This is a genomic window from Pseudomonas sp. 51_B (genome assembly GCF_017491595.1).
GTDB lineage: Bacteria > Pseudomonadota > Gammaproteobacteria > Pseudomonadales > Pseudomonadaceae > Aquipseudomonas > Aquipseudomonas promysalinigenes.
Genome location: NZ_JAFGYW010000021.1, coordinates 1 through 24,930, shown reverse-complemented (window position 1 = coordinate 24,930; position 24,930 = coordinate 1). Strand labels below are relative to the sequence as shown.

Annotated in this window: 28 protein-coding genes; 11 read left to right on the top strand and 17 right to left on the bottom strand. The window is 60.6% G+C overall.

The features are described from left to right. Window positions 1–158 precede the first annotated feature (158 nt). From J5M56_RS19030 to J5M56_RS19020, 3 genes are all read left to right on the top strand, one after another. A complete protein-coding gene (locus tag J5M56_RS19030) occupies window positions 159–1,166 on the top strand; it encodes a methionine ABC transporter ATP-binding protein (protein WP_060479045.1) in 1,008 nt (335 codons plus the stop codon). Next, window positions 1,166–1,837 (top strand): methionine ABC transporter permease, encoded by a 672-nt coding sequence (locus J5M56_RS19025; RefSeq protein WP_060479046.1) that lies wholly within the window; start codon window positions 1,166–1,168, stop codon window positions 1,835–1,837. The genes J5M56_RS19030 and J5M56_RS19025 overlap by 1 nt, the downstream gene beginning before the upstream one ends. Before the next feature lie 64 nt (window positions 1,838–1,901). Further along, window positions 1,902–2,672, top strand: a complete 771-nt coding sequence (locus J5M56_RS19020) for a MetQ/NlpA family ABC transporter substrate-binding protein (RefSeq protein WP_186476067.1) — start codon at window positions 1,902–1,904, stop codon at window positions 2,670–2,672. 158 nt (window positions 2,673–2,830) lie between these two features. Here J5M56_RS19020 and J5M56_RS19015 read toward each other — a convergent pair whose 3' ends face one another. The 5 genes from J5M56_RS19015 to J5M56_RS18995 are packed head-to-tail and all read right to left on the bottom strand — an operon-like array spanning window position 2,831 to window position 6,714. After that, complete coding sequence (locus tag J5M56_RS19015; protein WP_207937546.1) at window positions 2,831–3,463, bottom strand: SCO family protein; 633 nt, start codon at window positions 3,461–3,463, stop codon at window positions 2,831–2,833. Next, window positions 3,460–4,353 (bottom strand): heme o synthase, encoded by an 894-nt coding sequence (gene cyoE, locus J5M56_RS19010; protein ID WP_186476068.1) that lies wholly within the window; start codon window positions 4,351–4,353, stop codon window positions 3,460–3,462. The genes J5M56_RS19015 and cyoE overlap by 4 nt, the downstream gene beginning before the upstream one ends. After that, window positions 4,338–5,417, bottom strand: a complete 1,080-nt coding sequence (locus tag J5M56_RS19005) for a COX15/CtaA family protein (protein ID WP_186476069.1) — start codon at window positions 5,415–5,417, stop codon at window positions 4,338–4,340. The genes cyoE and J5M56_RS19005 overlap by 16 nt, the downstream gene beginning before the upstream one ends. Before the next feature lie 9 nt (window positions 5,418–5,426). Next, window positions 5,427–6,008 (bottom strand): hypothetical protein, encoded by a 582-nt coding sequence (locus tag J5M56_RS19000; RefSeq protein WP_060479051.1) that lies wholly within the window; start codon window positions 6,006–6,008, stop codon window positions 5,427–5,429. Continuing rightward, complete coding sequence (locus tag J5M56_RS18995; RefSeq protein ID WP_186476454.1) at window positions 5,977–6,714, bottom strand: SURF1 family protein; 738 nt, start codon at window positions 6,712–6,714, stop codon at window positions 5,977–5,979. The genes J5M56_RS19000 and J5M56_RS18995 overlap by 32 nt, the downstream gene beginning before the upstream one ends. 49 nt (window positions 6,715–6,763) lie before the next feature. Between J5M56_RS18995 and J5M56_RS18990 the strand changes: the two genes are divergently transcribed. Then, a complete protein-coding gene (locus J5M56_RS18990; RefSeq protein WP_060479052.1) occupies window positions 6,764–6,967 on the top strand; it encodes a twin transmembrane helix small protein in 204 nt (67 codons plus the stop codon). Here J5M56_RS18990 and J5M56_RS18985 read toward each other — a convergent pair whose 3' ends face one another. The 4 genes from J5M56_RS18985 to coxB are packed head-to-tail and all read right to left on the bottom strand — an operon-like array spanning window position 6,968 to window position 11,209. Then, window positions 6,968–7,855, bottom strand: a complete 888-nt coding sequence (locus J5M56_RS18985; protein ID WP_207937545.1) for a cytochrome c oxidase subunit 3 — start codon at window positions 7,853–7,855, stop codon at window positions 6,968–6,970. A 16-nt stretch (window positions 7,856–7,871) separates the two neighbouring features. Further along, on the bottom strand, window positions 7,872–8,438 hold the full coding sequence (locus tag J5M56_RS18980) for a cytochrome c oxidase assembly protein (RefSeq protein ID WP_060479054.1): 567 nt from the start codon (window positions 8,436–8,438) through the stop codon (window positions 7,872–7,874). A 10-nt stretch (window positions 8,439–8,448) separates the two neighbouring features. Further along, entirely contained in the window at window positions 8,449–10,038 is a 1,590-nt protein-coding gene (gene ctaD / locus J5M56_RS18975) for a cytochrome c oxidase subunit I (protein ID WP_207937544.1), read from the bottom strand. 43 nt (window positions 10,039–10,081) lie between these two features. Then, a complete protein-coding gene (gene coxB / locus J5M56_RS18970) occupies window positions 10,082–11,209 on the bottom strand; it encodes a cytochrome c oxidase subunit II (protein ID WP_186476073.1) in 1,128 nt (375 codons plus the stop codon). A gap of 368 nt (window positions 11,210–11,577) precedes the next feature. Here coxB and J5M56_RS18965 point away from each other — a divergent pair, with 368 nt between their 5' ends. Continuing rightward, window positions 11,578–12,222 carry a hypothetical protein gene (locus J5M56_RS18965; RefSeq protein WP_207937543.1) on the top strand — a complete coding sequence of 215 codons (645 nt, stop codon included), beginning with the start codon at window positions 11,578–11,580 and terminating at the stop codon, window positions 12,220–12,222. Window positions 12,223–12,349: 127 nt separating this feature from the next. Then, window positions 12,350–13,411 carry a hypothetical protein gene (locus tag J5M56_RS18960; protein WP_225915507.1) on the top strand — a complete coding sequence of 354 codons (1,062 nt, stop codon included), beginning with the start codon at window positions 12,350–12,352 and terminating at the stop codon, window positions 13,409–13,411. 2 nt (window positions 13,412–13,413) lie between these two features. Here the strand turns inward: J5M56_RS18960 and J5M56_RS18955 are convergent, their stop codons facing one another. The 5 genes from J5M56_RS18955 to prlC all read right to left on the bottom strand — a co-directional run bounded on the left by J5M56_RS18955 (window position 13,414) and on the right by prlC (window position 19,614). After that, window positions 13,414–14,931, bottom strand: a complete 1,518-nt coding sequence (locus J5M56_RS18955; protein ID WP_060479059.1) for a SulP family inorganic anion transporter — start codon at window positions 14,929–14,931, stop codon at window positions 13,414–13,416. Window positions 14,932–15,125: 194 nt separating this feature from the next. Further along, window positions 15,126–15,845, bottom strand: a complete 720-nt coding sequence (locus tag J5M56_RS18950) for a carbonic anhydrase (RefSeq protein WP_060479060.1) — start codon at window positions 15,843–15,845, stop codon at window positions 15,126–15,128. A 294-nt stretch (window positions 15,846–16,139) separates the two neighbouring features. After that, window positions 16,140–17,198 (bottom strand): PA0069 family radical SAM protein, encoded by a 1,059-nt coding sequence (locus tag J5M56_RS18945; RefSeq protein WP_207937542.1) that lies wholly within the window; start codon window positions 17,196–17,198, stop codon window positions 16,140–16,142. Between the two features lie 86 nt (window positions 17,199–17,284). Beyond that, a complete protein-coding gene (locus J5M56_RS18940; RefSeq protein ID WP_186476079.1) occupies window positions 17,285–17,566 on the bottom strand; it encodes a YheV family putative zinc ribbon protein in 282 nt (93 codons plus the stop codon). Next, window positions 17,563–19,614, bottom strand: a complete 2,052-nt coding sequence (gene prlC, locus J5M56_RS18935) for an oligopeptidase A (RefSeq protein WP_207937541.1) — start codon at window positions 19,612–19,614, stop codon at window positions 17,563–17,565. Before prlC ends, J5M56_RS18940 begins: the two co-directional genes overlap by 4 nt. A 102-nt stretch (window positions 19,615–19,716) precedes the next feature. Here prlC and J5M56_RS18930 point away from each other — a divergent pair, with 102 nt between their 5' ends. Together J5M56_RS18930 and J5M56_RS18925 are read left to right on the top strand one after the other, a co-directional pair. Continuing rightward, window positions 19,717–20,265, top strand: a complete 549-nt coding sequence (locus tag J5M56_RS18930; protein WP_207937540.1) for a gamma carbonic anhydrase family protein — start codon at window positions 19,717–19,719, stop codon at window positions 20,263–20,265. 20 nt (window positions 20,266–20,285) lie between these two features. Then, window positions 20,286–20,936 (top strand): HAD family hydrolase, encoded by a 651-nt coding sequence (locus J5M56_RS18925; protein ID WP_207937539.1) that lies wholly within the window; start codon window positions 20,286–20,288, stop codon window positions 20,934–20,936. A 38-nt stretch (window positions 20,937–20,974) separates the two neighbouring features. On the opposite strand, the gene J5M56_RS18920 is transcribed toward J5M56_RS18925, so the two are convergent. Continuing rightward, window positions 20,975–22,057, bottom strand: a complete 1,083-nt coding sequence (locus J5M56_RS18920; protein ID WP_207937538.1) for an aminopeptidase — start codon at window positions 22,055–22,057, stop codon at window positions 20,975–20,977. Window positions 22,058–22,124: 67 nt separating this feature from the next. On the opposite strand from J5M56_RS18920, the gene J5M56_RS18915 reads away from it, so the two are divergent. Both J5M56_RS18915 and J5M56_RS18910 read left to right on the top strand, forming a co-directional pair. Further along, on the top strand, window positions 22,125–22,538 hold the full coding sequence (locus tag J5M56_RS18915) for a hypothetical protein (RefSeq protein WP_207937537.1): 414 nt from the start codon (window positions 22,125–22,127) through the stop codon (window positions 22,536–22,538). A gap of 53 nt (window positions 22,539–22,591) precedes the next feature. Further along, complete coding sequence (locus tag J5M56_RS18910) at window positions 22,592–23,005, top strand: hypothetical protein (protein ID WP_207937536.1); 414 nt, start codon at window positions 22,592–22,594, stop codon at window positions 23,003–23,005. A gap of 30 nt (window positions 23,006–23,035) precedes the next feature. Here J5M56_RS18910 and J5M56_RS18905 read toward each other — a convergent pair whose 3' ends face one another. Both J5M56_RS18905 and J5M56_RS18900 read right to left on the bottom strand, forming a co-directional pair. Next, a complete protein-coding gene (locus J5M56_RS18905; RefSeq protein ID WP_060479069.1) occupies window positions 23,036–23,269 on the bottom strand; it encodes a DUF1161 domain-containing protein in 234 nt (77 codons plus the stop codon). A gap of 134 nt (window positions 23,270–23,403) precedes the next feature. Further along, entirely contained in the window at window positions 23,404–23,829 is a 426-nt protein-coding gene (locus tag J5M56_RS18900; protein WP_186476086.1) for an OsmC family protein, read from the bottom strand. Window positions 23,830–23,983: 154 nt separating this feature from the next. Between J5M56_RS18900 and J5M56_RS18895 the strand changes: the two genes are divergently transcribed. After that, window positions 23,984–24,930: LLM class flavin-dependent oxidoreductase (locus J5M56_RS18895; RefSeq protein WP_207937535.1), on the top strand; the 947-nt coding region annotated here is incomplete at its 3' end.

The window sequence follows — 24,930 nt, the reverse complement described above, 5'->3', positions numbered from 1 at the left end:
TTCACCGAGCGTTCAATCTGAAATACCGATTGTCGCCATATGCCCGAAGCATTGGTCCAATACGAAATAAATGCTAAGAACAGCTATGGGAAAAGGCTAAAATGCGCGACCCAGCCAACCGCTGACCCAAATTCCATGCGCCCCACAAGGTTCGCTACGTGATCGAGTTCCAAAACGTACACAAGACCTACCGCGTCGCCGGTAGGGAAATCCCCGCACTGAATCCGACCACCCTGACCATCGAAGATGGCCAGGTATTCGGCCTGATAGGCCATTCCGGTGCCGGTAAAAGCACGATGCTGCGCCTGATCAATCGCCTGGAAGAGCCTTCCGGGGGCACGATCATCGTCGACGGCGAGGACGTTACGGCGTTCAACGCCAATCAGCTGCGCGGCTTCCGCCAGCAGGTCGGGATGATTTTCCAGCACTTCAACCTGCTGGCGTCCAAGACAGTCGCCGACAACGTCGCGCTGCCGCTGACCCTGGCCGGTGAGCTGTCGCGCAGCCAGATAGACAAACGTGTCACAGAGCTGCTGGCCCGCGTGGGCCTGTCGGATCATGCAAAAAAGTTTCCGGCTCAGCTTTCGGGCGGGCAAAAGCAGCGTGTAGGCATTGCCCGCGCCTTGTCCACCAACCCGAAGATTCTGCTGTGCGACGAAGCCACCAGCGCACTCGACCCGCAAACCACTGCATCGGTGCTGCAACTGCTGGCCGAAATCAACCGTGAGTTGAAGCTGACCATCGTGCTGATCACCCACGAAATGGACGTGATCCGCCGGGTCTGCGACCGCGTGGCAGTGATGGATGCTGGGCAGATCGTCGAGCAAGGCTCGGTGGCCGAGGTGTTCCTGCACCCGCAACATCCCACCACCAAGCGTTTCGTCCAGGAAGACGAGCAGGTCGATGAAGGCGAGCAACGTGATGACTTCGCCCACGTGCCGGGGCGTATCGTGCGCCTGACGTTCCAGGGCGACGCCACCTACGCGCCGCTGCTGGGTACCGTGGCCCGCGAAACGGGTGTGGACTACAGCATCCTGGCCGGGCGTATCGACCGCATCAAGGATGTCCCCTATGGCCAGCTGACCCTCGCTTTGATTGGTGGGGACATGGAAGCGGCATTCGCCCGCTTCACGGCAGCTGACGTACATATGGAGGTACTGCGTTGATGGACGCTCTGAATTTCTTCGCCAATGTCGACTGGGCCGAAATCTGGCTGGCCACTGTCGATACCCTGATCATGCTGTTCGGCTCGCTGTTCTTCACCGTACTGCTGGGCCTGCCGCTGGGCGTGCTGCTGTTCCTGTGCGGCCCGAAGCAGATGTTCGAACAGAAGGGTGTTTACGCACTGCTGTCGCTGGTGGTCAACATCCTGCGCTCGCTGCCGTTCATCATTCTGCTGATCGTGATGATCCCGATCACCGTATTGATCACCGGCACCTCCCTGGGGGTGGCCGGCGCTATCCCGCCGCTGGTAGTGGGCGCCACACCATTTTTCGCGCGCTTGGTCGAAACTGCCCTGCGTGAGGTAGACCGCGGCATCATCGAAGCGACCCAGTCGATGGGCGCCACTACCCGCCAGATCATCACCAGCGCACTGTTGCCAGAGGCCCGTCCGGGCATCTTCGCGGCGATTACCGTCACCGCCATCACCTTGGTGTCGTACACCGCCATGGCCGGTGTGGTGGGGGCGGGTGGCCTTGGCGATTTGGCCATCCGCTTCGGCTATCAGCGGTTCCAGACCGATGTAATGGTAGTCACCGTGGTGCTGTTGCTGGTGCTGGTTCAAGTCCTGCAAAGCGTGGGCGACAAACTGGTCGTGCATTTTTCCCGTAAGTAACCCCAATGGGGTCGGCCAAGCCGACCCGTTCGGGGGCCGTCGCGGCCCTCACAAGGAGTGATCAATGAAGAAGCTGCTTGCTGTTGCTGCCGCCGTTGCGGCCTTTTCGGCCCACGCCGATACCCTGACCGTGGCCGCCACCCCGGTGCCGCACGCCGAGATTCTCAATTTCGTCAAACCCCAGCTGGCCAAAGAGGGCGTGGACCTGAAGGTGAAGGAGTTCACCGACTACATCCAGCCGAACGTGCAGGTTGCCGAAAAACGCCTGGACGCCAACTTCTTCCAGCACCAGCCGTACCTGGATGAATTCAACAAAGCCAAGGGCACCGATCTGGTCAGCGTGACGGGCGTGCACATCGAACCACTGGGCGTGTACTCCACCAAGCTCAAGAAGCTGGACGAGCTGCCTTCTGGGGCCACCGTAGTCATTCCCAACGACGCCACCAACGGTGGCCGTGCCCTGCTGCTGTTGGACAAAGCTGGGGTGATCAAACTCAAAGACAACAAGAACATCCTCTCCACTGTGAAGGATGTGGCCGAGAACCCGAAAAGCATCAAGTTCCGTGAGCTGGAAGCGGCCACCATCCCGCGCGTGCTGACTCAGGTAGATGCCGCCCTGATCAACACCAACTATGCGCTGGAAGCCAAGCTGAACCCGGAGAAGGACGCGCTGGCCATCGAAGGCAGCGACTCGCCGTACGTGAACATCCTGGTTGCGCGCCCGGACAACAAGGACTCCGAAGACATGAAGAAGCTGGCAGCGGCGTTGCACTCGCCTGAGGTCAAGCAGTTCATCAACGAGAAGTACAAAGGCGCCGTAGTGCCTGCGTTCTAAACCGAACGCGCTTGTTTACCCGCTAAGCGTTCGACGCAATGTACGGCACGGGCTATGCCCGTGTTCGCGGCTCAAGCCGCTCCCACAGGTTGGCTTATCTCCAAGCTTGCCCCTAGCCCGTTGGGAGCGGATTTACCCGCGAAACTCTCGAAAACCACTCAGTCTCGCTTTACCAGCCCAGGCAACTGCGCCACCAGCTTCTGGTTGTTGAACGGCGCACGAATGAACCCACGCTGACGCCCATCCGGCCCGACGATTGCCAGGTTCCCGCTGTGATCGACCGTGTACCCAGGCTTGCTGGTGTCTGCGGGGATGAATGGAATGCTCAGGGCATTGGCCAGCTTCTGGGTATCGTCTATGGTCCCGGCCACACCGACGAAATCCTTGTCGAAATAGCCCAGATACTGCTTCAGCTGATTAGGCGTGTCGCGGTTCGGATCCACGCTTACCAACACCACCTGCAACCGGTCCACGGCCTCCTTGGGTAGCTCGCTCTTGACCTGGCGCAGCTGGGCCAGGGTAGTCGGGCAGATGTCCGGGCAGTAGGTGTAGCCGAAGAACAGCAGTGACCATTTGCCTTTGAGCTCGTCCATCTGCACCGGCTGGCCATTCTGATCGGTCATGGTTACATCAGCCACTGCGCGGCTTTGCGGCAGCAAGATGATGCCTGCGTCGATCAGCTCGGCCGGGTTGGCCTGGCCGCGCCCACTGAGCACCTTGTTGACGGTAAGGCCCATGATCAGCGCGACCAAGGCAACGAGGATGAAGACGGTTTTCTGGGTTCGAGTCATAGATTCAGCAATAGGTAGTGGTCAACGAGCAACGCGACGAATAGCGCGAACAGGTAGCCGATGGAGTACTTGAACGTAGCGATCGCCGCGTGCGGCCGGCTGCCACGGTACAACACCCAGGCCCAATGCAGGAAGCGCAGGCCCAATGCCAGGGCACAAGCCAGATACAACGGGCCGCTCATGTGAATGGCGTAGGGCAGCAGGCTCACCGCCAGCAATATCAGCGTGTACAACAGGATATGCAGCTTGGTGTAACGCTCACCATGGGTCACTGGCAGCATCGGAATTTCGGCCGTGGCGTACTCCTGCTTGCGGTGGATGGCCAGGGCCCAGAAGTGCGGGGGTGTCCAGGCGAAAATGATCAGCACCAGCAGCAGGGGCTCGGCACTGACATGGCCGCTTACCGCAACCCAGCCCAGCAAGGGCGGCGCGGCGCCAGCCAGGCCTCCGATGACGATATTCTGCGGTGTGGCGCGCTTGAGAAAGCCGGTGTAAAGCACCGCGTAACCCAGCAAGGAGGCCAGGGTCAGCCAGGCCGTCAGCGCGTTGGTGAATGTCAGCAGCAAGCCCATGCCAAGCAGCGCCAGAGCCAGGGCAAACAGCAAAGCCGACACCGGGCCAACCCGGCCCTGGGCCAATGGCCGCTTGTGGGTACGTGCCATCAGCGCATCGATGCGCCGGTCCACCACATGGTTGACCACCGCTGCGCTGCTGGCACACAGGCCGATGCCCAGGTTACCGAACAACAGCACGCTGAGGCTCACCCCAGCACGGGTGGCCAGGAACATGCCCGCCAGCGAAGTGATCAACATCAGCACCACCACCTTCGGCTTGGTCAGCTCCAGGTAATCGCGCCAGCTCGCACCCTTCGTCCTCAGAAGCGTCGCCACGAATCGTTCCTCATGTGATGGGTGATACCGACCCCGGCCACCGGTCGTAACCGCCAGCCATGGCCAACCCCAGCCCGCACCTTGTCGACCACACGAATGCGGTAGTTCACCAGCACCATGCTCAATAGCAGCAGCGCACCCCCGGCGTTATGCGCCACAGCCACAGCCAGCGGCAAGTGGAACAGCACGTTGCTCAGCCCCAAGCCGATCTGCACGGCCAGCGCCAGCAGGACCAACCGCGCCAAACCCGGCAGGCCACAACGCTGCAGCTTCCAGCTCAGCAGCAGCAGCACACAGGTCACCAGCAAGGCGCCCAGGCGGTGGCTCATGTGGATGGCGGTGCGCGCGTCGCTGTCCAGCTGCCCACCCAGGTAGTTGGGGCCAACGTGCTGGGTCAGGTGAAAGCCATTGCTGAAGTCTGCCGCAGGCCACCACTGCCCATGGCAGGTGGGCAGGTCAATGCAGGCAACCGCTGCGTAATTGGCGCTGACCCACCCCCCCAAGGCTATCTGGCCGATCACCACCAGCAAGCCCAGCGCCGCTATGCGCCTGAGGCTGAGCGGCAACTTCGGCAAGGGCGCAAAGGCCCGGGATAGACGCAGAGACAGCAGGAACAGCAGGCTAAGGGTGGTAAAGCCGCCAAGCAGGTGTGCCGTGACCACCTGCGGCCATAACTTCAGGGTAACGGTCCACATGCCAAACGCAGCCTGCGCCAGCACCACCCCTAACAGCAACACGGGTAGGCGGTAAGGCTGGCCATCATGAGCATGCCGGCGCACGGCCTGCACCGCCAGGATAGCGATCACCACCGCCAGAGTACCGGCGAAATAGCGGTGCACCATCTCAGCCCAGCCTTTGGCCTCTTCCACCGGATGATCAGGGAAGTGCTGTTCGGCATGGGCAAGCTGCGCTTGGCTTTTGGGTACGCTGATAAAGCCATAACAGCCGGGCCAGTCGGGGCAGCCAAGCCCGGCGTGGGTCAACCGCGTGTAGGCCCCGAGCAGAACGACCAGCAGTGCCAGCAAAGTGGCGAACACAGCGAGGCGGAATCCAGGTCTGGCCATGGCAGGCTCCTAGCCAATGTTGGACAGCTTGAGCAGATGACGTAGGTCGTCGAGCACGTGCTTGCCGTTGACCTTGGCGTCGTAACGCAGCACAAGATTGCCGTGAGGGTCGACTATCCACAGTTGTGGGCCGGCTTCGCCAACCTGTTGCAGATAGCGCTGGGCATCCAGTGAATAGCGCTGCAGTTGCGGATACTCACGGGTCAGCAGCGCCTGGTAGTCACTGGCCAACGGCTGAGCGGCCGCCAGGGCATGGCTTGCGCGGCTGGCATCACGGCCCAGGCCCACCTGGATCTGCCGCACCAGGTACACCAAGCGCTGACAATCCTCGGCGCAGGCTGCCGGGGCGCTGACCAGCAGCTGCCAGCGCTGATCCTCACCAGCAATACCGATATCGGCGCGGCTCTGGCCGTTGCCAATCATCGCGCCGTGGTAGCTGCGCCCCTCTGGCACCCAGAACTTGAGCTTGTACATGCAAGTAGCCAGGACCATCGGGCCGAGCACCACCAGTAATATCAGTATCAGCTGCAAACGTCCGCGGGCTCTGGGCTTGCTACGTTCAGGCAGGCCCAGTGGAGTGGCGGTGGCCATGCTGTTTCTCCTTGTTGTTGTGCCAGCCGTAATAGAGGTAGAGCAGCACCAGCGCGGCGGCCAGAGCAAACCACTGAACGGCGTAACCGAGGTGTTTTTCAGGGCCCATGGCAACCACCGGCCACTGCAGCCGATACGCCGCGGGGCCTGGTTCCAGGCGTAACTCATGGGCATAACCTTCGCGCTCGAGCTGTTGCCAGAGCTGTATGGGGTCGACTGCGGTGAGCAGATGCGGCCATTGCCCGCCTACCGGGTCCGGGTGCAGCTGGAAGGTACTACCTGGCGCCACATAGACCGACGCGCTCAGTGCCAAGGCCTGTTCGGGTGTCTGGAAAAACACCGGGACTCGGCGATCGGGCCAGGCCAGCCAGCCGCGATTGACCAGCACCCACAGCCCGCTGGCCTGGTCATGGAAGGGCTGCAATAACTCGACGCCGGCCTGGCCGTCACGCATGCGGTTGTCCAGTAGCAGGCTGTGCTCGGGATCGAAGCGGCCATAAAGATGCACCCGTCGAAACGCCGCGTCCTGGGTCTGCTGTAGCTCAGTACTAGGCAGCGGGGCATCGACTTCATGCGCGGTGTAGGTCGCCAGCAATTCACGCTTTTGCTCGGCGCGGCTTAGCTGCCAGCAACCAAGCCCGACCAACCCCGGCAGCAGCGCGAGCACCACCAGGGTCGGGATCCAGCCTGGGCGAAACGGCCTCACCGACGCCTCGCTATACTTGTCCACATACCGCACCCCCCGGAGAAGCGCCATGCTCAAGGCCGCGATAGTCCTGCTGCTGCTGGCCACGATCGCCAGCCTGTTCAGTGGCCTGGTGTTTCTGGTCAAGGACGATGACCACTCGACCCGCCTGCTCAAAGCCCTGACCGTGCGAGTGACCCTGGCGGCCCTGACCATCGGCCTGGTCGCTTGGGGCTTGATCAGTGGCCAGTTGGTGTCACATGCACCGTTCTGATCAAAGCACGTAGACGAAGATGAAAAGACCGACCCACACCACATCAACGAAGTGCCAGTACCAGCTCGCCGCCTCGAAACCAAAATGTTTGTCAGGGTTGAAGTGGCCACGCAGGATACGCACGAACATCACGATCAGGATGATCGTGCCCAGGGTCACATGGGCACCGTGAAAGCCTGTAAGCATGAAGAAGGTCGCGCCATAAATCCCTGAACCCAGCGTCAGCCCCAGCTGGGTGTAGGCCTCGTGATACTCGTAAGCCTGCAGCGCGATGAAGCACAGCCCCAGCACAATGGTCAGTGCCATCCAGAGTTTCAGCGCACCGCGGTGGCCTCGGCGCAGCGCGTGGTGGGCGAGGGTGATGGTCACGCTGGAGCTGACCAGCAAGATGGTGTTGATCAGTGGCAAGTGCCACGGGTTGATCACTTCCTTAGGCGGTGGAAACAACTTTGGGTCCGGTGTGTTCAGCAAGGGCCAGGCAAATTCGAAACTTGGCCAGAGCATATGGCTAATGCCCTTGTGCCCTTCGCCGCCCAGCCATGGCCCGGCCAGCACGCGCACATAGAACAGCACGCCGAAAAAGGCCATGAAGAACATCACTTCCGAGAAAATGAACCAGCTCATGCCCCAACGGAACGAGCGATCCAGTTGCGGGCTATACAACCCGGCGCGGCTTTCGCGCACCACGGCGCCGAACCAGCCAAACAGCATATAGGCCAAGAACAGCCCACCTAGAAAGAAGATCAGCGGCCCGTGTGAAGAAGGGTGGCCAGCCTTCAGGTCGTTGAACCAGGTGCCCAGGCCAAACACCGTAATGAATAGACCGATGGTGGCGATGATCGGCCATTTGCTCTGTGCCGGAACGTAGTAATGCTCATGACTTGCCATTGCTGTTCTCCTTCCCTCAGCGGGCGCCCTGAACGTCCTGTACCGCGGCATGGGCGACCGGCGGGTGACGCGCAGTGATGTCGAACAAGGTGTAGGCCAGTGTCAGGTGCTTCACGCTGGCCGGCAGGTCGCGGTCGACGATGAAGCGCACGGGCATCTCGATGCGCTCGCCCGGCTGCAGCACCTGCTGGGTGAAGCAGAAGCACTCGGTCTTGTGGAAATACGCCGCGGCCTCGGCTGGGGTGATACTGGGTATCGCTTGCGCACTCATGGGCCGGTCGGTCGGGTTGTGCGCAATGAAGATCATCTGGTTCACCGCGCCAGGGTTGACCTCGAGTTGGTCGGCGGTGGAGTAGAAGTCCCAAACCATATCGCTGGCGTTGGTGGACATGAACTGCACCCTTACCGAACGCGTCGGGTCGCTGACCTGGCTGCCCTCGTACTGCCCGCCGGTCTTGCCGTTGATGCCGAACGCCTTGCACATCACGTCGTAGATCGGCACCAAGGCAAAACCAAAGGCGAACATCACAACCGTCAGCATCAGCAGGCGCGTGACCAAGCGTTTGAGCGACGGGCTGTTCATCACAGCGCTCCTATTTCACGTGCGGTGGAGTCTGGAAGGTGTGATAAGGCGCAGGCGAGGGGATCGACCATTCAAGCCCCTCGGCGCCATCCCAAGGCTTGGCCGGGGCAGGTGCTCCACCGCGGATGCACTTGATGACGATGAACAGGAAGAAGATTTGGGTGGTGCCAAACAGGAAAGCACCGATCGACGAAACCATGTTGAAGTCGGCGAATTGCAGGTTGTAATCGGGAATACGCCGCGGCATACCGGCCAACCCCACGAAGTGCATGGGGAAAAAGGCCATGTTCATACCGACGAACGACAACCAGAAGTGCAGCTTGCCAAGGGTTTCATCGTACATATGGCCGGTCCATTTCGGCAGCCAATAGTAGGCCGAGGCAAAGATGCCGAAGATTGCACCGGGCACCAGCACATAATGGAAGTGCGCCACCACGAAATAGGTGTCGTGGTACTGGAAGTCCGCCGGGGCGATGGCCAGCATCAAGCCGGAGAAACCACCGATGGTGAACAGGATGACAAAGGCGATGGCGAACAGCATCGGGGTTTCGAAGGTCAGCGAGCCTTCCCACATGGTGCTGACCCAGTTGAATACCTTCACCCCGGTTGGCACGGCGATGAGCATGGTGGCGTACATGAAGAACAACTCGCCGACCACCGGGATGCCGACCACGAACATGTGGTGGGCCCAAACGATGAACGACAAGAAGGCAATGGCGCCCGTGGCATACACCATGGAGGTGTAGCCGAACAGCGGTTTGCGCGAAAACGCCGGGATGATCGAACTGACCGCGCCGAACGCCGGCAGGATCATGATGTAGACCTCGGGGTGACCGAAGAACCAGAACACGTGTTGGAACAGCACCGGATCACCGCCACCGGCGGCGCTGAAGAAGCTGGTGCCGAAGTGGATGTCCATCAGCATCATGGTCACCACGCCCGCCAGCACCGGCATCACGGCAATCAGCAGGAATGCGGTGATCAGCCAGGTCCAGACGAACAGCGGCATCTTCATCAGGGTCATGCCAGGCGCGCGCAAATTGAGGATGGTGGCGATCACGTTGATCGCGCCCATGATCGAACTGATGCCCATCAGGTGGATGGCGAAGATGAAGAAGGTGACGCTGGCTGGCGCATAGGAGGTCGATAACGGGGCATAAAAGGTCCAGCCGAAGTTGGGCCCGCCGCCTGGGGTGAACAGGGTAGACACCAGCAACAGAAAGGCCGCCGGCAGTAACCAGAAGCTGAAATTGTTCATCCTCGGCAGGGCCATGTCGGGTGCGCCGATCATCAGCGGAATCATCCAGTTGGCCAGGCCGACGAAGGCCGGCATCACCGCGCCGAACACCATGATCAGGCCGTGCATGGTGGTCATCTGGTTGAAGAACGCCGGCTCCACAATCTGCAGCCCAGGCTGGAACAGCTCGGCACGGATGACCATGGCGAACGAGCCGCCGAGCAGGAACATCATGAAAGCGAACCACAGGTACATCGTGCCGATGTCCTTGTGATTGGTGGTCAGCACCCAGCGCATCAGCCCTTTGGCGGGGCCGTGGGCGTGTTCATGGCCGTGGCCGTGGTCGTCGATCACTGCACTCATGTTCTGTCTCCTGCAATCCGCTGATTGCCGCGCAAAACCCGGTTCACTTGGCTTCTGCCTGCTTGAGCGCGAGCACGTCCTTCGGCGTGACCATGTCGCCCTTGTTGTTACCCCAGGCGTTGCGTTCGTAGGTCACCACAGCGGCGATGTCGACTTCCGACAACTGCTTGCCGAACGCGGCCATCGCCGTGCCTGGACGGCCGTGGAATACCACGCTCAGGTGTTCTTCCTTGGGCCCGGTCGCGACTTTCGAGCCTTTGAGTGCTGGGAACATTGGGGGCAAGCCCTGACCTTCGGCCTGGTGGCAAGCCACGCAGGTGGTGTGGTAGACCTTGTCGCCACGCTCGACCAGCTCGTCCAGCGTCCACTCCTTGCTGGTCAGCTCCTTGAGCTTGGCGGCCTCGGCCTTGCGCTCGCCGAGCCAGGTGTCGTAATCGGCCTGGGACTTGACCTCGACCACCACAGGCATGAAGCCGTGGTCCTTGCCACACAGTTCGGTGCACTGGCCGCGGTAGATACCGGGCTTTTCGATACGGGTCCAAGCTTCGTTGACGAACCCTGGGATGGCATCGCGCTTGACCGCAAAGGCCGGCACCCACCAGGAATGAATAACGTCAGCTGCCGTCACAAGAAAGCGCACCTTGGCGCCGACCGGCAGCACCAGTGGCTGGTCCACTTCCAGCAGATAGTGTTCGTCCTTGGGGGCCTGGTTATGAATCTGTTCGGCGGGGGTGGCCAGGTTGCTGAAAAACTCCACATCCTGGCCCAGGTACTTGTAATGCCACTTCCACTGGTAGCCGGTGACCTGGATGTCGATGTCCGATTCACTGGCGTCGTAGATGTCGATCAGGGTCTTGGTCGCTGGAATAGCCATCGCGACCAGAATCAGGAAAGGGACCACGGTCCAGAGAATTTCTACCCAGGTGTGCTCGTGAAAATGCGCCGGCTGCTGACCCGTGGAACGACGGTGCACGACCATGGACCAGAACATCGCACCGAACACCACGATGCCAATGATCACGCAGATCCAGAAGATGGTCATGTGCAGGTCGAACACGGCGTTGGAGACGTCCGTCGCCCCTGGGTGCATGTTCACGGTCCAGGCAGCACTGGCCTGACCTAGAACCGACCACAACAGCAGGCCCATCCAGACAGGTGGATGTCGCATCATTGCGGGTTCCCCTTCTCGTTCTTGTTGTCCCGGAGGCGTGGCCTGCGGCAAGAGGGAACGGCGGTCAAGACTGCCTGACTTCGACGACCGAGCCCCTGCAAAAGCAGTCGGGCCTCATCAACGAATCACGTTCAACGGGAGTATAGACAGCAGGTAACGCCCCGCAACGGCGCCCATGAAATGAACTTCACCAAACACGATGAATCGCGCAAAAGCCCGAGTTTGAGGGGCTATGGGAACATAGAAAGGGTGCTATATGCCTGAGAGCGCACACGTTTGCGAATTTTATAACAAATGCGTCTTAGGTATTCTGTATACCGAGCTAATTTACTGTCTTCCGTATGAAACGTTTCGTCCCTGGAGTTGTCATGAACATCGCCGCTGTACGCGAGCAAATAAGCCAAGCCCACGATCATGAAGGCCGCACCGGCCAGCTGAAAGCGCGTCTCGAGCTGCAACTGCCCCACCTGCACCCCTCGATCCAACTGCCTGAGCAGGACGCGCAGGGTACCTTGGCGCGTTTCGTCAGCGCATACATCGATCAAGTACCTGAACTACTGGAAGCCGCCCACACTGTGGCGCTCGAGGCCGGCATCGAATCGCAGATCAAGCCGGTGCTGAAAATTGCAGAGGCGTACTTCCTGCACCCCCCTAGCCTGATGCAAGGGCATGTGGGGCTCGATTGCCTGCTCGATGAAGCTTATTTGGCCCACCGCCTGGTCGAAGAGGTCAACGACCTGTACATCCGTCACTTCCAGCAGCCGCTGATTCCTGTCGATACAACGGTCGCCAACCTTATTGCCCACCAATTGATCGGTGAAACCTTCGCCAACCAGCTGGATGAAGTGGTGCATCATTCAGTGGACGAAATGCTCGACGACGAAAGCTTCGCCGCCGAGTCGGTAGAGGCCTACCGTGAAGCCCTAAGCAGCCCGCAGACAGGCCAGGCCTGGAAGCGCTGGCCGTGCCTGTCGCGTCAGCTGAACGTTGAGCTCGGCCAAGCCAGTGCCTGAACGGCCAGGCGATTAGGGAAAGCGCTCCTGCTGCTGACTACAGCCTTCGATCCTTACTGTCATCCGGCCGCCTCAGGGCGGCCTATTTCATTCCGAGGTGATGACAATGACGATCAGAAGAAACCGGATGTACACAGACTTGCTGCGCGGCACCTACCGGACGATTTGGGGCAACTGGGGCCTGAACCCCGCCATCAAGCCGGGTGCGGTCGGCATCATCGATTCCGACTCTGGCGATTTCAAGCTGGTCGCAGACTGCCTGCCTGGAGTCGAAATCAGCAAGAACCAACAAAGCCGCAAGTGGGATTTCAAATCCACGGGGGTGACGTGCAAAAGCATCAACGCCAATGTAGGCGGGACTATCCTCGATCCGAGCACCGGAGCCGAGGTCAAGCCCGAGGCGGCGCTGGAATGGACCTTCGATAAGGAGAACTCCATGACGTCGGAGTTCGCGATCGCCGGTGAGCATGCCATCAGCAATCTGACCGTGCTCGATGATCAGTACGACTGGCTGCTGGAGCAGGCGCGCAAGATGAACATGGCCACCAGCGCCGGCATCTCCGAGGGTTTTGGCGTGGTGACCTCGGTCATCTACGCAAGCAGCGGCCTGAACGCTGTAGCCAAGAAGAGCAAAGCGAGCTTCACCGTTGCCGGCAGCGCAAGCGGCCTGAACCGCCTGCTGGGTGAGCAAGGCATCAGCGGCAAAGGCAAGGCCAGCTACGTGTTCACCAGCAACTCCAGCGAGGTCGAGACCCATACACTGCCGGCCAGAAGTGGTGAGGTGGCAACCAATCCACTGCCCATTGCCTATACCTTTTCTTCGTATGCAGGCGGCAGGGTGTTGATCCCAAGCTGGGTGGGCAAGGTGGGTGTGCTGAACCTTCTGGTCAACAGCAAGGCGTCGGCCTTCACCACCTACACAACTAAAGTCACGCTGTCGTACAAGACGCCGACCGGCCCGGTGGAGGACTCCAGAACCGTCATCGGCGGAAGCTCGGCAAGCTTTGGAGAGATTCCTCTGACCGCCACCGAAATGGTGCTGACCGCCGAGTTCATCAACATCGGCTCCAACACCCGTAAGTCGATCAAGTGGAACACCCCCGCCAGCCAATGGCTGGGTGGCACCCGCACCGTGAACCTCACCGGAACCTGGCCGAGTGCCCCAGACATGACCGAGGTCAGCAACTGACCTTAGGTACCGGCAACACTGCGCAAGCGGCCTTCCACTCTGCGCTTGAGCCCTCGCTGCTCGATGCGCAGGGTGCTGCCGCTGGTCTTGCTCCAGTCCTCCAGCAGCTCCAGGCAAGAGTGGTCGATGTAGTTGAGGTTGCTCAGCGGTACATGCAAGGTGCTCCCGGCCGGTACGCTATCGAGCACCTGGGTCAGCGCAGGAACCTTGAGGAACGTCGCCGCCCCGCTCAGGCGCAGCTCCATATGGCCCTGTGTCTTAAGCTGAACGAGGCTGATCTTCAGGCGCGCCGCCTTGAATGCCAGCTTCAACAGGGTAAGCGCGAAGCCCAACAGCACCCCGGTCAACAGGTCGGTAAAGATGATTGCCATGGCTGTGGCCACATAGGTGAACATCGGCATTCGGCCGTAGCGACGCAGGCCTCGCAGAGCTTTGAAATCGACCAGCTTGATACCCGTGTACACCAATACGCCAGCCAGACTGGCCACGGGGATTTGCTGCAGCACACTGCTCAGAACCACCACGAATGCCAACAGCCACACGCCATGCAGGATGGCCGAAGCGCGGCTTTGCGCACCGGCCTGCACATTGGCAGAACTGCGCACGATCACGCCGGTCATCGGCAAGGCACCCAGCAGCCCGCAGAGCATATTGCCAACCCCCTGCGCCGAAAGCTCGCGATCGAAGTCCGAACGCTGACCACTGTGCATGCGATCGACGGCTGCTGCCGACAGCAGCGTCTCGGCACTGGCGATGAAGGCCAGGGCGAAGGCTGCGACCAGCAGGGTCGGGTCAGCCAGTTTCATCAGGTCATCAGGGCGGATCCAGTCGATGGCTTCGGACAGGTCTGCCGGCACTTGCACCCGGTTGACCGGCAGCGCCAGCCACATCGCGATGGCGGTCATCGTCGCCACGCCCAGCAAAGCACCAGGCACGAAGCGTAACTTCTGAGGCCGCATCCGCTCCCACGCCCACATGATCAAGATGGTACCCAACCCCAGCGCACCGGCCATCCACCCGGAACCTGCAGCTTCAAGCGGCAATGCAGCGCTCAGCGTGGCGGGAAATTCCAAGAGGTTTTGCAGACCTGAAGGCTGAGGCGCTGTGTCGAACATCACATGCACTTGTGAGAGCACGATCAGTACGCCGATGCCGGCCAGCATGCCGTATACCACTGCCGGAGCGGTGACCCGGAACCAGCACCCCAAGCGCAAACGCCCCGCCAGCAACTGCAATACACCGGCGAGCAATAGTATCGGCCCGAGCATGGCCATACCGTGCTGGCGCACCAACTCGAACACCAGCACCGCCAGGCCTGCTGCCGGGCCACTGACCTGAAGCGGCGAACCTGCCAGAAAGCCCACTACGATACCGCCGATGATGCCGGTGATCAGGCCCTTGGCCGGCGGCATGCCAGAGGCGATCGCAATACCCATGCACAACGGCAGGGCGACCAGAAAGACCACCACCGACGCCAACAACTCACGCGGCAGGGCCGCTTTCAACTGTGTAATGTTCACCCTGTTTCTCCTTTCTCTGTCGCACGGCCATCCCGCTGGCCGTGGGCACGGTTGATCCCTGACGCGCACGCAGGCGCAGGCCGCCAGCGTGATCGCCGGCAGAGCAGTCAAGGCATTTGCAAGGCAGCCGAAGGCCGCGCCACACCCATGACGGGTGCAGCCGGCTATTCAAGGTTCAGCTGTGGATGGGTCGCTTAGTAGCGGCCTCTCGGCGTGGCGCAGGGGATCGATTCACCGGCAGTCAACGGCATGAAGCTGTCGCTGGCAGCGTCGTAGGCTTCGATCTTGCTGGTCTCGATGTCGTACACCCAACCATGGATGTACAGCTCACCGGCTGCCAGGCGCGAGGCAACCGACGGGTGGGTGCGCAGGTGATGCAACTGGGCGATCACGTTTTCCTTGGTCAGCACCTGCATGGTTTCGTGCTCACTGCCGCACGAGCAGTTGTTTTCCACCACGGTGCGGGCCACTTCGGCGTGGCGCAACCAGGCGGAGACGGTTGGCATCTTGGCCAACGACTGCGGGTTGAGCACTGCGCGCATGGCACCACAGTCCGAGTGCCCGCAAATGATGATGTGGTGCACTTTGAGCGCAGACACAGCGTACTCGATGGCGCTGGAAACGCCGCCGTTCATCTGCCCATAGGGCGGTACCACGTTACCGACGTTACGCGTCACGAACAAATCGCCTGGCGAGCTTTGAGTGATCAATTCGGGGACGATGCGCGAGTCGGCACAGGTGATGAACATGGCGCGCGGGGTTTGCGCAGTGGCAAGCTTCTTGAACAGCTCTTGCTGTTCGGGGAACACGTCATGGTGAAAACGCAGGAAGCCGTCGACGATGTGCTTCAGAGCGGCATCGGCGCTCTCCGCGGGGGCTTGCGGAACGACCTTGGATGGGTCCTTGACGGGCATGATTCATCCTCTTGGCGGTGTGTAGGTAAATCCATTTTACCGGTGAAAGATTCTGGCTATGCGCAGATTTAGATGACACGCACGAGCGATAAATCACAGTCTGCTTTGGCTGGATTCCTACGCTAGCGGGGAAAACTTAACTGAAACTTAATTCGAGGGCTCTAGAACGGGCGTTCCAGATCGAAAAGGGGGGAACTGAATAATAGCAAAAAAGCATCAACTGCCAAGAGGGATTACCCAGATTATTTGGTTGCATGAGCCCCATTCGGGGGTGGCACCTTACGGCTGACCCGCTCAGAACAGAGCCATCTGCCCACCAGGTGGACAGAATGCCGAACAATCCAGCGTTTGCGTTTCCCGCCCCGCAAAGTCCAAGCGCTTCATGGCTTTGGCAAAGCGCTGAGCGAGCAACTCGGCAAACACGCCCTCACCGCGCATCCGCGCACCGAACCTGCTGTCGTACAGTTCACCGCCACGGCTCTGACGGATCAGGCTCAGTACATGGTTGGCCCGTTGCGGGTAATGTTCCTGCAGCCACTGCTCGAACAAAGGTGCCACCTCCAGTGGCAAGCGCAGCATCATGTACGCCGCGCTTTGTGCGCCAGCCTCCTTGGCCGCCTCAAGAAGGCGCTCCAGTTCACTGTCGTTGACCATCGGTATCATCGGTGAACACAGCACCCCCACCGGCACCCCGGCACCGCGCAGCACGCGGATGGCTCGCAGTCGGGCCTTTGGTGAGGCCGCGCGCGGCTCCAGCACACGTTTCAGGTCGTCATCCAGTGTGGTCAGGCTGATCATCACCCTGGCCAGTCGCTGGCTGGCCAACTCAGCCAACAGGTCAAGGTCGCGGAGCACCAGCGAACCTTTGGTCACAATGGTCACCGGATGACGAAAACGCAGCAGCACTTCGAGCAGCCGCCGGGTCAACTGCTGCTCGCGTTCGATCGGCTGGTAGGGGTCGGTGTTGGAGCCCAGGTTGATGGGCGCGCAGACATACCCTGGCTTGCTCAATTGCTGCGCAAGCACCTCAGCTGCATTAGTCTTGGCAATCAGCTTGGTCTCGAAATCCAGGCCGGGCGACAGGTCCCAATAGGCGTGGGAGGGGCGGGCGTAACAATAGATACAACCGTGTTCGCAACCGCGGTAAGGGTTGATGGAGCGGTCGAAGGGCAAGTCGGGGGAGGTGTTGCGGCTGATGACCGATTTGGCGAGCTCGACCCGGACTTGCGTACCCTGGGTCAGCGGCACTTCCTGGTACCAGCCATCATCCTCGGCCACGCTACGGCTTGGGGCAAAGCGATTGTCGGGGTTGTGCGAGGTGCCACGACCCTTTTGCGCTGCTGGAGTACTCATCGCCTCATCCTTTACTGTATGCATACACAGTATCGAAGTTGGCGTGAGTGCTCCAGCACCTCTGGTCAGAGCGCTGCGGTACAACCCTATTCGGTAGGCTTCTTCAGCTTGGGATTAGGGAAGAACTGCACGGTCTGGACCTTGGCCGGTGCAGCTTTTGGTGCCAGGTGATTGACCCGCGTGCCCAGCTCCTTGGGAATTGAAAGGCCCTGCTCATTAAGGGTATCGGTGAAGCCACAGGCCACGCACTCACGGTGCGGTACGTCGTCTTCGTTCCACATCATCAGCTTGTCCGGCTCGCTGCACGCCGGGCACACCGCCCCGGCGATGAAGCGCTTCTTGGTCTTGTTCACAACCACCTCACTCATGCCGCAGCGGCTTCGGTCAAGCCACTGTGGCGCAGCAACGCATCGATGGAAGGCTCACGGCCCCGGAAGTCGACGAACAGCTCCATGGGTGCGCGCGAGCCGCCGCGAGCCAGGATCGCTTCGCGGAACGCTCGGCCGGTATCGGCATTGAGCACACCCTCTTCCTCGAAGCGCGAAAACGCATCGGCCGACAGCACTTCAGCCCACTTGTAGCTGTAGTAGCCCGCCGCGTAACCACCAGCGAAGATATGCGCGAAACTGTTGGGGAACCGGTTGTACGCTGGCGGGCGCATCACCGAAACCTCATCACGGACCCCTTCGAGCACCTGCAGCACACTGCGGCCGTCGCCATGGCTGGCGTGCAGTTCGAAGTCGAACAGCGAGAACTCCAGCTGCCGCACCATCATCATGCCGGATTGGAAGTTCTTCGCCGCCAGCATCTTGTCGAGCAGGTCCTGGGGCAGGGGTGCACCGGTTTCATAGTGGCCGGAGATCAGCGCCAGCCCTTCTGGCTCCCAGCACCAGTTTTCCATGAACTGGCTCGGCAACTCTACCGCATCCCAGGCCACGCCGTTGATGCCGGACACCCCAGCATGTTCGATACGGGTCAGCATATGATGCAGGCCATGGCCGAACTCGTGGAACAGGGTGGTGACCTCATCATGGGTCAGCAATGCAGGCTTGCCAGGGCTGGCCGGGGTGAAGTTGCACACAAGGTTAGCCACCGGGCTTTGCAGCGCGCCAGCCGCCGTGCGGCGACGGTCACGGGCACCGTCCATCCACGCCCCCCCGCGTTTGTTGGCGCGGGCGTAGAGGTCGAAGAAGAAGCGGCCCACGTGCTGGCCGTTTTCTTTGATTTCGAACAGGCGCACATCGGGGTGCCAGGTGTCGAAGCCTTTGAGTTCGGTGATTTCGATGCCGTACAGGCGCTGGACGATGCTGAAGAGGCCGCTGAGTACCTTGTCGATCGGGAAGTAGGCGCGCAGAGCTTCCTGGGACACACTGTAACGCTGCTCACGAAGCTTTTCGCCAAAGTACCCGGCATCCCAACTGGCCAGCTCCGGGCAACCCTGCTCGGCGGCGTAGGCCTTGAGCTGCTCCAGGTCCTGAGCGGCGAACGGCTTGGAACGCTTGGCCAAGTCCCGCAGGAAGCTCAGCACCTGATCGCTGGACTCGGCCATCTTGGTCGCCAGGCTAAGCTCGGCGTAGTTTTGGTAGCCCAGCAGCTCGGCCAGTTCCTGGCGCAAGTCGAGGATCTGCTGCATTACCGGGCCATTGTCGAACTGCCCAGCATTAGGCCCCTGGTCAGACGCACGGGTGCAGTACGCAGCGTACAGTTCTTCACGCAGGGCGCGGTCGCTGGCGTAGGTCATCACCGCGTAGTAGCTGGGGAATTCCAAGGTAATCAGCCAGCCATCTAGCCCCTTGGCCTGTGCCGCAGCGGCCATCTGCGCCTTGGCCGAGTCGGTCAGCCCGGCCAGCGCGGCCTCGTCGGTAATGTGCTTGGTCCAGGCCTGAGTGGCATCGAGCAGTTGGTTGGAAAAACGGCTGCCCAGCTCGCTGAGCTTGCTCTGCACCTGGGCATAGCGCTGCTGCTTGTCGGCCGGCAAGTCGATGCCCGACAGGCGGAAGTCTCGCAGGGCGTGGTCGAGGATGGTCTTCTGCGCCACGTCGAAATTTGCTGCTTCAGGGCTGTTGGCCAAAGCCTGATAGGCGTCGAACAGCGCGCGGTTCTGGCCCAGTTCGGTAGAGTAGGCGCTCAGCGCTGGCAGACAGGACTCGTACGCCTCGCGCAATTGGGCGCTGTTGCACACCGCATTGAGGTGGCTGACCGGGCTCCAGGCAGCGCCCAGGCGGTCGTTCAGTTCGTCCATGGCCAGTACCAGGCCAGTCCAGCTAGGGTTATTGCCCTGCTGTTCGAGGATCTGGGCAATGGCTTTTCGGTTGTCGGCCAGGATCGCTTCGATCGCCGGCAACACGTGTTCGGCACGGATTTGCGAGAAGGGCGGCAGATCGTAGGACTGCAGAAGTGGGTTGTTCGCACTCACGGTTCGGATACCTTGGCAGAAGAAACACTACCCCATCTTAATTACAATCGACGCCGACCGCAGCAAGCAGCCTGCCTATCGGCACAGATGAGAGACGCTATCATGGCCATCCGCAGCTTCCAGCAACACACTCCGAAAGTGGGACCCAGGGCATTCGTCGACCGTTCGGCGGTGGTTCTGGGCGATGTGGAAATCGGCGAGGACAGCTCTGTCTGGCCGCTGGCGGTGATCCGTGGCGACATGCACCGCATCCGCATTGGCGCGCGCACCAGCGTGCAGGACGCCAGCGTGCTGCACATCACCCATGCAGGGCCGTTCAACCCTGACGGGTTCCCGCTGATCATCGGTGACGAGGTCACCATCGGCCATAAGGTCATGCTGCATGGCTGCACGTTGGGCAACCGCATCCTGGTCGGCATGGGCAGCACCATAATGGATGGCGCCATCGTCGAAGACGAAGTAATCATCGGCGCCGGTAGCCTGGTACCGCCCGGCAAGCGTCTGGTCAGCGGCTACCTGTACATGGGCAGCCCCGCCAAGCAGGTCAGGCTGCTGAGCGATCAGGAGCGCGCCTTCTTCCCCTACAGCGCCGGCAACTACGTCAAGCTCAAGGACCAGCACCTGGCCGAAGGCTACGACCAACCGGAATGAACCCGACTCACGAGACGAACATGCACCAGCAGAACATCCTTTTCGACCTCGACGGCACGTTGACCGACCCGCGTTTGGGCATCACCCGCTCGATTCAGTATGCCTTGGCCAAACTTGGCATCGACGAACCCGACCTCACGCGACTGGAACACTTCATTGGCCCGCCACTGCTACAAGCCTTCATGCAGTTCTACGGCTTCGATGAAGCCAAGGCCTGGGAAGCGGTGAATTTCTATCGCGAGCGTTTCAGTGTAACCGGGCTTTACGAAAACCTCGTGTTCGAAGGGGTGCCAGCACTGCTCGAAGACCTGACGGGGCAGGGCAGAACGCTGTACATCGCGACTTCAAAACCCTGGAAGTTCGCCCGGGAAATTGCCAGGCACTTTGCCTTCGACCACCATTTCAAGATGATCTATGGCAGCGAGCTCGATGGCACCCGCACCAACAAGGTCGAGCTGATTCGCCACATTCTGGACGAAGAACGGTTGGACCCTACCCAGACGCTGATGATCGGGGACCGCAAACATGACCTGATCGGTGCCCGCAGCAACGGCCTCCAGTCGGTGGCCGTGGGCTATGGGTTCGGCAGCCAGGCAGAACTCGCCGCCGAGGCGCCAGCCTTCCACTTCGCCACACTGGCCGAACTGCACCAGGCTTTGACTCGGCCCTGATGACTGTGGGGCTGTGATGCAGCCCCAGAATCCTGGGTTCACATCAAACGCTGTAACGCCGCCTTCCTGTCTGCTGCGGGCAAATGCCCAAGCTCCTCGACCCGTCGATAAAATTGCGGCCAATCCCCACCCACCTCATGAAATAGCCGCTCGAACGCGGGCACCCACTGATCATAAAGTCCAAACGGCAATAATTTGGCATTGCTCAACGGCCCATAGATCCACGCGTCGTACCGCTTATCGCCGCCCCACTGGCTGTCGCGCACCTGCTTGTACTGGGCCCGTAAACGCTCGAACTCGGCCTGCTTGGCCACACGCTTGTGCGCATCGTCCAGGGGCGCTGCGTAGATTGCCTGCAACCGCTCGCGGCTGGCCAGCACCAGCCGGGTAAACTGCTCACGCTGCTGCGACTGCGCCGTGCCAAGCGGCGCCAACCCGCGCGCTGCGCGCCATTGCCGCGAGCCCTCACGTTCCACAAATGTGGCAAACGACTCGTTGAATGCCGTGTCGTCCTGCACATAAAAGCGCTGGTGGGCCAGTTCATGGAAGATCAGCGTAGCAAGCCGTTCATCCCCCCAAGCGACCATCGACGACAGAATCGGGTCATCGAACCAGCCCAGGGTCGAGTAGGCTTCAACCCCGCTCACGTATACGTCCAGGCCCTGCTGGCGCATTAGCGCCGCCTCTCCGCGTGCGGCCCCTTGGCGGTAATAACCGCGGTAAGCGACGCAACCGGCGATGGGAAAACAATGCGTCACCGGTTGCAGCGACAGTTCCGGGGTGGCGAATACGTTCCATACGACGTATGGGCGCTGTAGGTCGGCATAAAGCCGATAGCTACGGTTATCTGGCAGTTTCAACCGCTCGCTGGCAAATGCCCGGGCCTGTTCGGCATGAGCCAGACGTGCTCGCAAGCGAGGGCTGCTGGCCGGGTCAGCTATCACCTGCTCCACAGGCTGACGCGCCCGCAGTAACTGCCACTGGCCTTGTGCGAGCTGACTGTAGTAACCCAAGCTGGAGCAACCGCTTAGCAGAAAAGCCCCCAGCAGAGGAACCAAACAGCTGAAAAAGCGGTCGAGTGGCCCGGGGCCTGAGCGCTTGAAAAGAACAGAGAAATGCATCTGAGGTTATCCAACTCGCTCAAGGCCAATGCGCTCCAAGACTATCTCGCCAAGGGGGAGTTTCGCCATGCGTGCTCTACTGCTCACCGCCCCACTGCTGCTGATTAGCGCTTGCTCGACACTGCCGGACCCGGACCCTAACCTCGCCTGGGTCGACCTTACCCCATACGGCGAAACGTCCCTCGACGCAGCGCAGGTTGACCAGCGCGATTGGGCCGACAGCCGCTATTTCGAGGTCCAACCCGGCAGCCACGAGCTGACCGTGCGTTACCAGTTTCCAGTAGCGCCGAGCAATATCGGCCCGGTCGAGGAGCCTTTGTGGCGTGATTGCCAGGTCAAACTGACGTTCAAGGATTTCAGTGCAGGCCAGCGCTACCAGTTACAAGCCGGCAGCATTGGCTTTCGCCCCTGGATCAAGCTCTATGACCACCAGAAGAAACTGGTGAGCCAAGGCCTGCCAGCCGGTTGCCAACGCACCTGAAGTGCACGAACGGCGCTATGCTTGTAACTGAGTATTGCCAGTGGAGTGTTGCCATGCGCCAGCCCATGATGCTGATTGCCCTGACTGCATTGGGAGCCTGCGCCAGCCCCTTGCCGCCGGCCGATCCCAAGCAGGCCTGGATCGAGCTCTATACCATGACACCCGGCCGAGTCATCATGGCCGACCGCCTCGACGGCCAACGCCTTGACGATGGCCGCTTCTTTCAGGTGTCGCCTGGCAAGCATGAACTGGTTGTGCGCTTCGATTACGAGATATACGCCGGTGGCACGATGACCCAACCCAGGGATCGGACGTGCTATCTGACTGTGCGTTATGACGACTTCAAGGCCGGCCAGCGTTATCGCCTCGAAGCCCGCGCACCGGTAATGGAGCCGCAGGTGCTGCTGTACGATGCTAGCCGCAAGGTATTGGTCAACGAACCGAGCGACGTATTCTGCATTCCATAAAAACTGGGGCCGCGTTGCGGCCCCAGCTATTTATCGATCATTTTTCTGATAAATGATCTTTTTCGTACCGCCCTGGCAAGTGCCAACGATCATGTTCGGATCCTTGACCTCGCTGTTGGGTACGATCTCCAGGGTGTAGGACGTCACGCCCTGGGCCTGGATCTTGGCTTCGATTTCGTTCTTGAGTTCTTCGCACGGTTTTACCGCCGCCAATGCAGAAGTGGCCAAAAGCGAAGCCAATAGGGCGATTGCTACGCGAATCATGGAACAGCTCCTGGAAAGGCAGCTGCGCTGCCGACGCTGTTTAGACTACAGCAAAGCGTCCCTGTTTCGCCGCTTCATGCCAGTGTGAACAGCCTGATGTGCAGCGTCACCGAGTAGCATGCATCACCCGGGCCTTATCCAACCAATGAAGCATCCAGGCTGATGTCGGCGTTCAGCACCTTGGACACCGGGCAACCCGCTTTGGCCTTGTTGGCAATTTCAAGGAACTGCTCCTGACTTGCCCCAGGTACCTTGGCCTTGAGAATCAGGTGAACGGCTGTAATGGCAAAGCCGTCTGACTGCTTGTCCAGGGTGACTTCGGCAATGGTATCGATACGCTCTGGGGTAAAGCCCGCTTCACCCAGCATCATCGACAGCGCCATCGAGAAGCAGCCTGCATGGGCCGCGCCGATGAGCTCTTCCGGGTTGGTGCCGGGCGACCCTTCGAAGCGGGTGTTGAATCCATACGGGTTCTGCTTGAGCGCCCCACTTTCGGTAGAAAGCAGGCCTTTGCCATCCTTCAGGCCACCTTGCCAAATCGCCGATGCTGTCTTTTTCATGATGCCTCCGGTTTCAAGGGTTATGTACCTACATCTACGAGGGTGCTGCCCGGCTGCAAGTTCAGCGCAATTGCCCAGCGAGCATTGATTCTGTCGAATCTGCCCATACAGAGTTCTTAGGGCCTTCGGGCCAACCACTATTGCGGAGGCTCCGATGGCGCAGTTGCGTGACCTGAAAATTTCAACCCTCGACCTGGTGCCAGTGCGCGCCGACCAAGGCCCGGCGCAAGCACTGCGCAATTCTCTGGACCTTGCCCGCCATGTTGAAAAGTTCGGCTACAACCGTTTCTGGGTAGCCGAACATCACAACATGGACGGCATCGCCAGTTCGGCCACTTCGGTTTTGCTTGGCTACTTGGCAGGCGGCACATCGACCATTCGCGTCGGTTCAGGCGGGATCATGCTGCCCAACCACGCGCCGCTTGTAATCGCCGAACAGTTCGGTACCTTGGCCAGCCTGTATCCAGGGCGGATCGACCTTGGCCTGGGCCGCGCGCCGGGTTCCGATCAGATGACCGCCTACGCCCTGCGCCGTGACCGCGCAGGAAGCGCCGACGACTTCCCCGATGACGTCGAGGAACTGTCACGCTATCTGGGCCCGCGTACCGATGATCAGAAAGTGATCGCTGTACCAGGGCATGACACCGAGGTGCCCATGTGGCTGCTCGGCTCCAGCCTGTTCAGCGCACAACTGGCCGGCATGCGCGGCATGCCCTACGCCTTCGCCTCGCACTTCGCGCCACGCTACATGCATGAGGCGATCCGCATTTATCGCGACCACTTCAAACCATCGACAACGCTGGCCAAGCCTTATGTGATGCTGGGCATTCCTATGGTAGTGGCGCAGACTGACGAGAAGGCAGAACACCTGGCTACCTCGGTGTACCAACGCATCCTGGCGTTGATCCGTGGCCAGAGCCTGATGCAAAAGCCGCCTGTGCCGAGCATGGATGGCCTGTGGCTGCCCCATGAACGCGATGCCGTGGGGAGCTTCCTGGGCCTTGCGATGATCGGCAGCCCGCAGAAGGTCAGAGCCAAGGTGGAGGTACTGCTAGAGCAGACGGGCGCGGACGAGCTGATCTTCACCTGTGATCTGTACGA

Coding starts and splice junctions, on each gene's coding strand:
- J5M56_RS19025 (WP_060479046.1), top strand. CDS start 1,166: ATGGACGCTCTGAATTTCTTCGCCAATGTCGACTGGGCCGAAATCTGG.
- J5M56_RS19020 (WP_186476067.1), top strand. CDS start 1,902: ATGAAGAAGCTGCTTGCTGTTGCTGCCGCCGTTGCGGCCTTTTCGGCC.
- J5M56_RS19015 (WP_207937546.1), bottom strand. CDS start 3,463: ATGACTCGAACCCAGAAAACCGTCTTCATCCTCGTTGCCTTGGTCGCG.
- J5M56_RS19005 (WP_186476069.1), bottom strand. CDS start 5,417: ATGGCCAGACCTGGATTCCGCCTCGCTGTGTTCGCCACTTTGCTGGCA.
- J5M56_RS19000 (WP_060479051.1), bottom strand. CDS start 6,008: ATGGCCACCGCCACTCCACTGGGCCTGCCTGAACGTAGCAAGCCCAGA.
- J5M56_RS18990 (WP_060479052.1), top strand. CDS start 6,764: ATGCTCAAGGCCGCGATAGTCCTGCTGCTGCTGGCCACGATCGCCAGC.
- J5M56_RS18985 (WP_207937545.1), bottom strand. CDS start 7,855: ATGGCAAGTCATGAGCATTACTACGTTCCGGCACAGAGCAAATGGCCG.
- J5M56_RS18980 (WP_060479054.1), bottom strand. CDS start 8,438: ATGAACAGCCCGTCGCTCAAACGCTTGGTCACGCGCCTGCTGATGCTG.
- ctaD (WP_207937544.1), bottom strand. CDS start 10,038: ATGAGTGCAGTGATCGACGACCACGGCCACGGCCATGAACACGCCCAC.
- coxB (WP_186476073.1), bottom strand. CDS start 11,209: ATGATGCGACATCCACCTGTCTGGATGGGCCTGCTGTTGTGGTCGGTT.
- J5M56_RS18965 (WP_207937543.1), top strand. CDS start 11,578: ATGAACATCGCCGCTGTACGCGAGCAAATAAGCCAAGCCCACGATCAT.
- J5M56_RS18960 (WP_225915507.1), top strand. CDS start 12,350: ATGTACACAGACTTGCTGCGCGGCACCTACCGGACGATTTGGGGCAAC.
- J5M56_RS18950 (WP_060479060.1), bottom strand. CDS start 15,845: ATGCCCGTCAAGGACCCATCCAAGGTCGTTCCGCAAGCCCCCGCGGAG.
- J5M56_RS18945 (WP_207937542.1), bottom strand. CDS start 17,198: ATGAGTACTCCAGCAGCGCAAAAGGGTCGTGGCACCTCGCACAACCCC.
- J5M56_RS18940 (WP_186476079.1), bottom strand. CDS start 17,566: ATGAGTGAGGTGGTTGTGAACAAGACCAAGAAGCGCTTCATCGCCGGG.
- J5M56_RS18930 (WP_207937540.1), top strand. CDS start 19,717: ATGGCCATCCGCAGCTTCCAGCAACACACTCCGAAAGTGGGACCCAGG.
- J5M56_RS18925 (WP_207937539.1), top strand. CDS start 20,286: ATGCACCAGCAGAACATCCTTTTCGACCTCGACGGCACGTTGACCGAC.
- J5M56_RS18920 (WP_207937538.1), bottom strand. CDS start 22,057: ATGCATTTCTCTGTTCTTTTCAAGCGCTCAGGCCCCGGGCCACTCGAC.
- J5M56_RS18915 (WP_207937537.1), top strand. CDS start 22,125: ATGCGTGCTCTACTGCTCACCGCCCCACTGCTGCTGATTAGCGCTTGC.
- J5M56_RS18910 (WP_207937536.1), top strand. CDS start 22,592: ATGCGCCAGCCCATGATGCTGATTGCCCTGACTGCATTGGGAGCCTGC.
- J5M56_RS18905 (WP_060479069.1), bottom strand. CDS start 23,269: ATGATTCGCGTAGCAATCGCCCTATTGGCTTCGCTTTTGGCCACTTCT.
- J5M56_RS18900 (WP_186476086.1), bottom strand. CDS start 23,829: ATGAAAAAGACAGCATCGGCGATTTGGCAAGGTGGCCTGAAGGATGGC.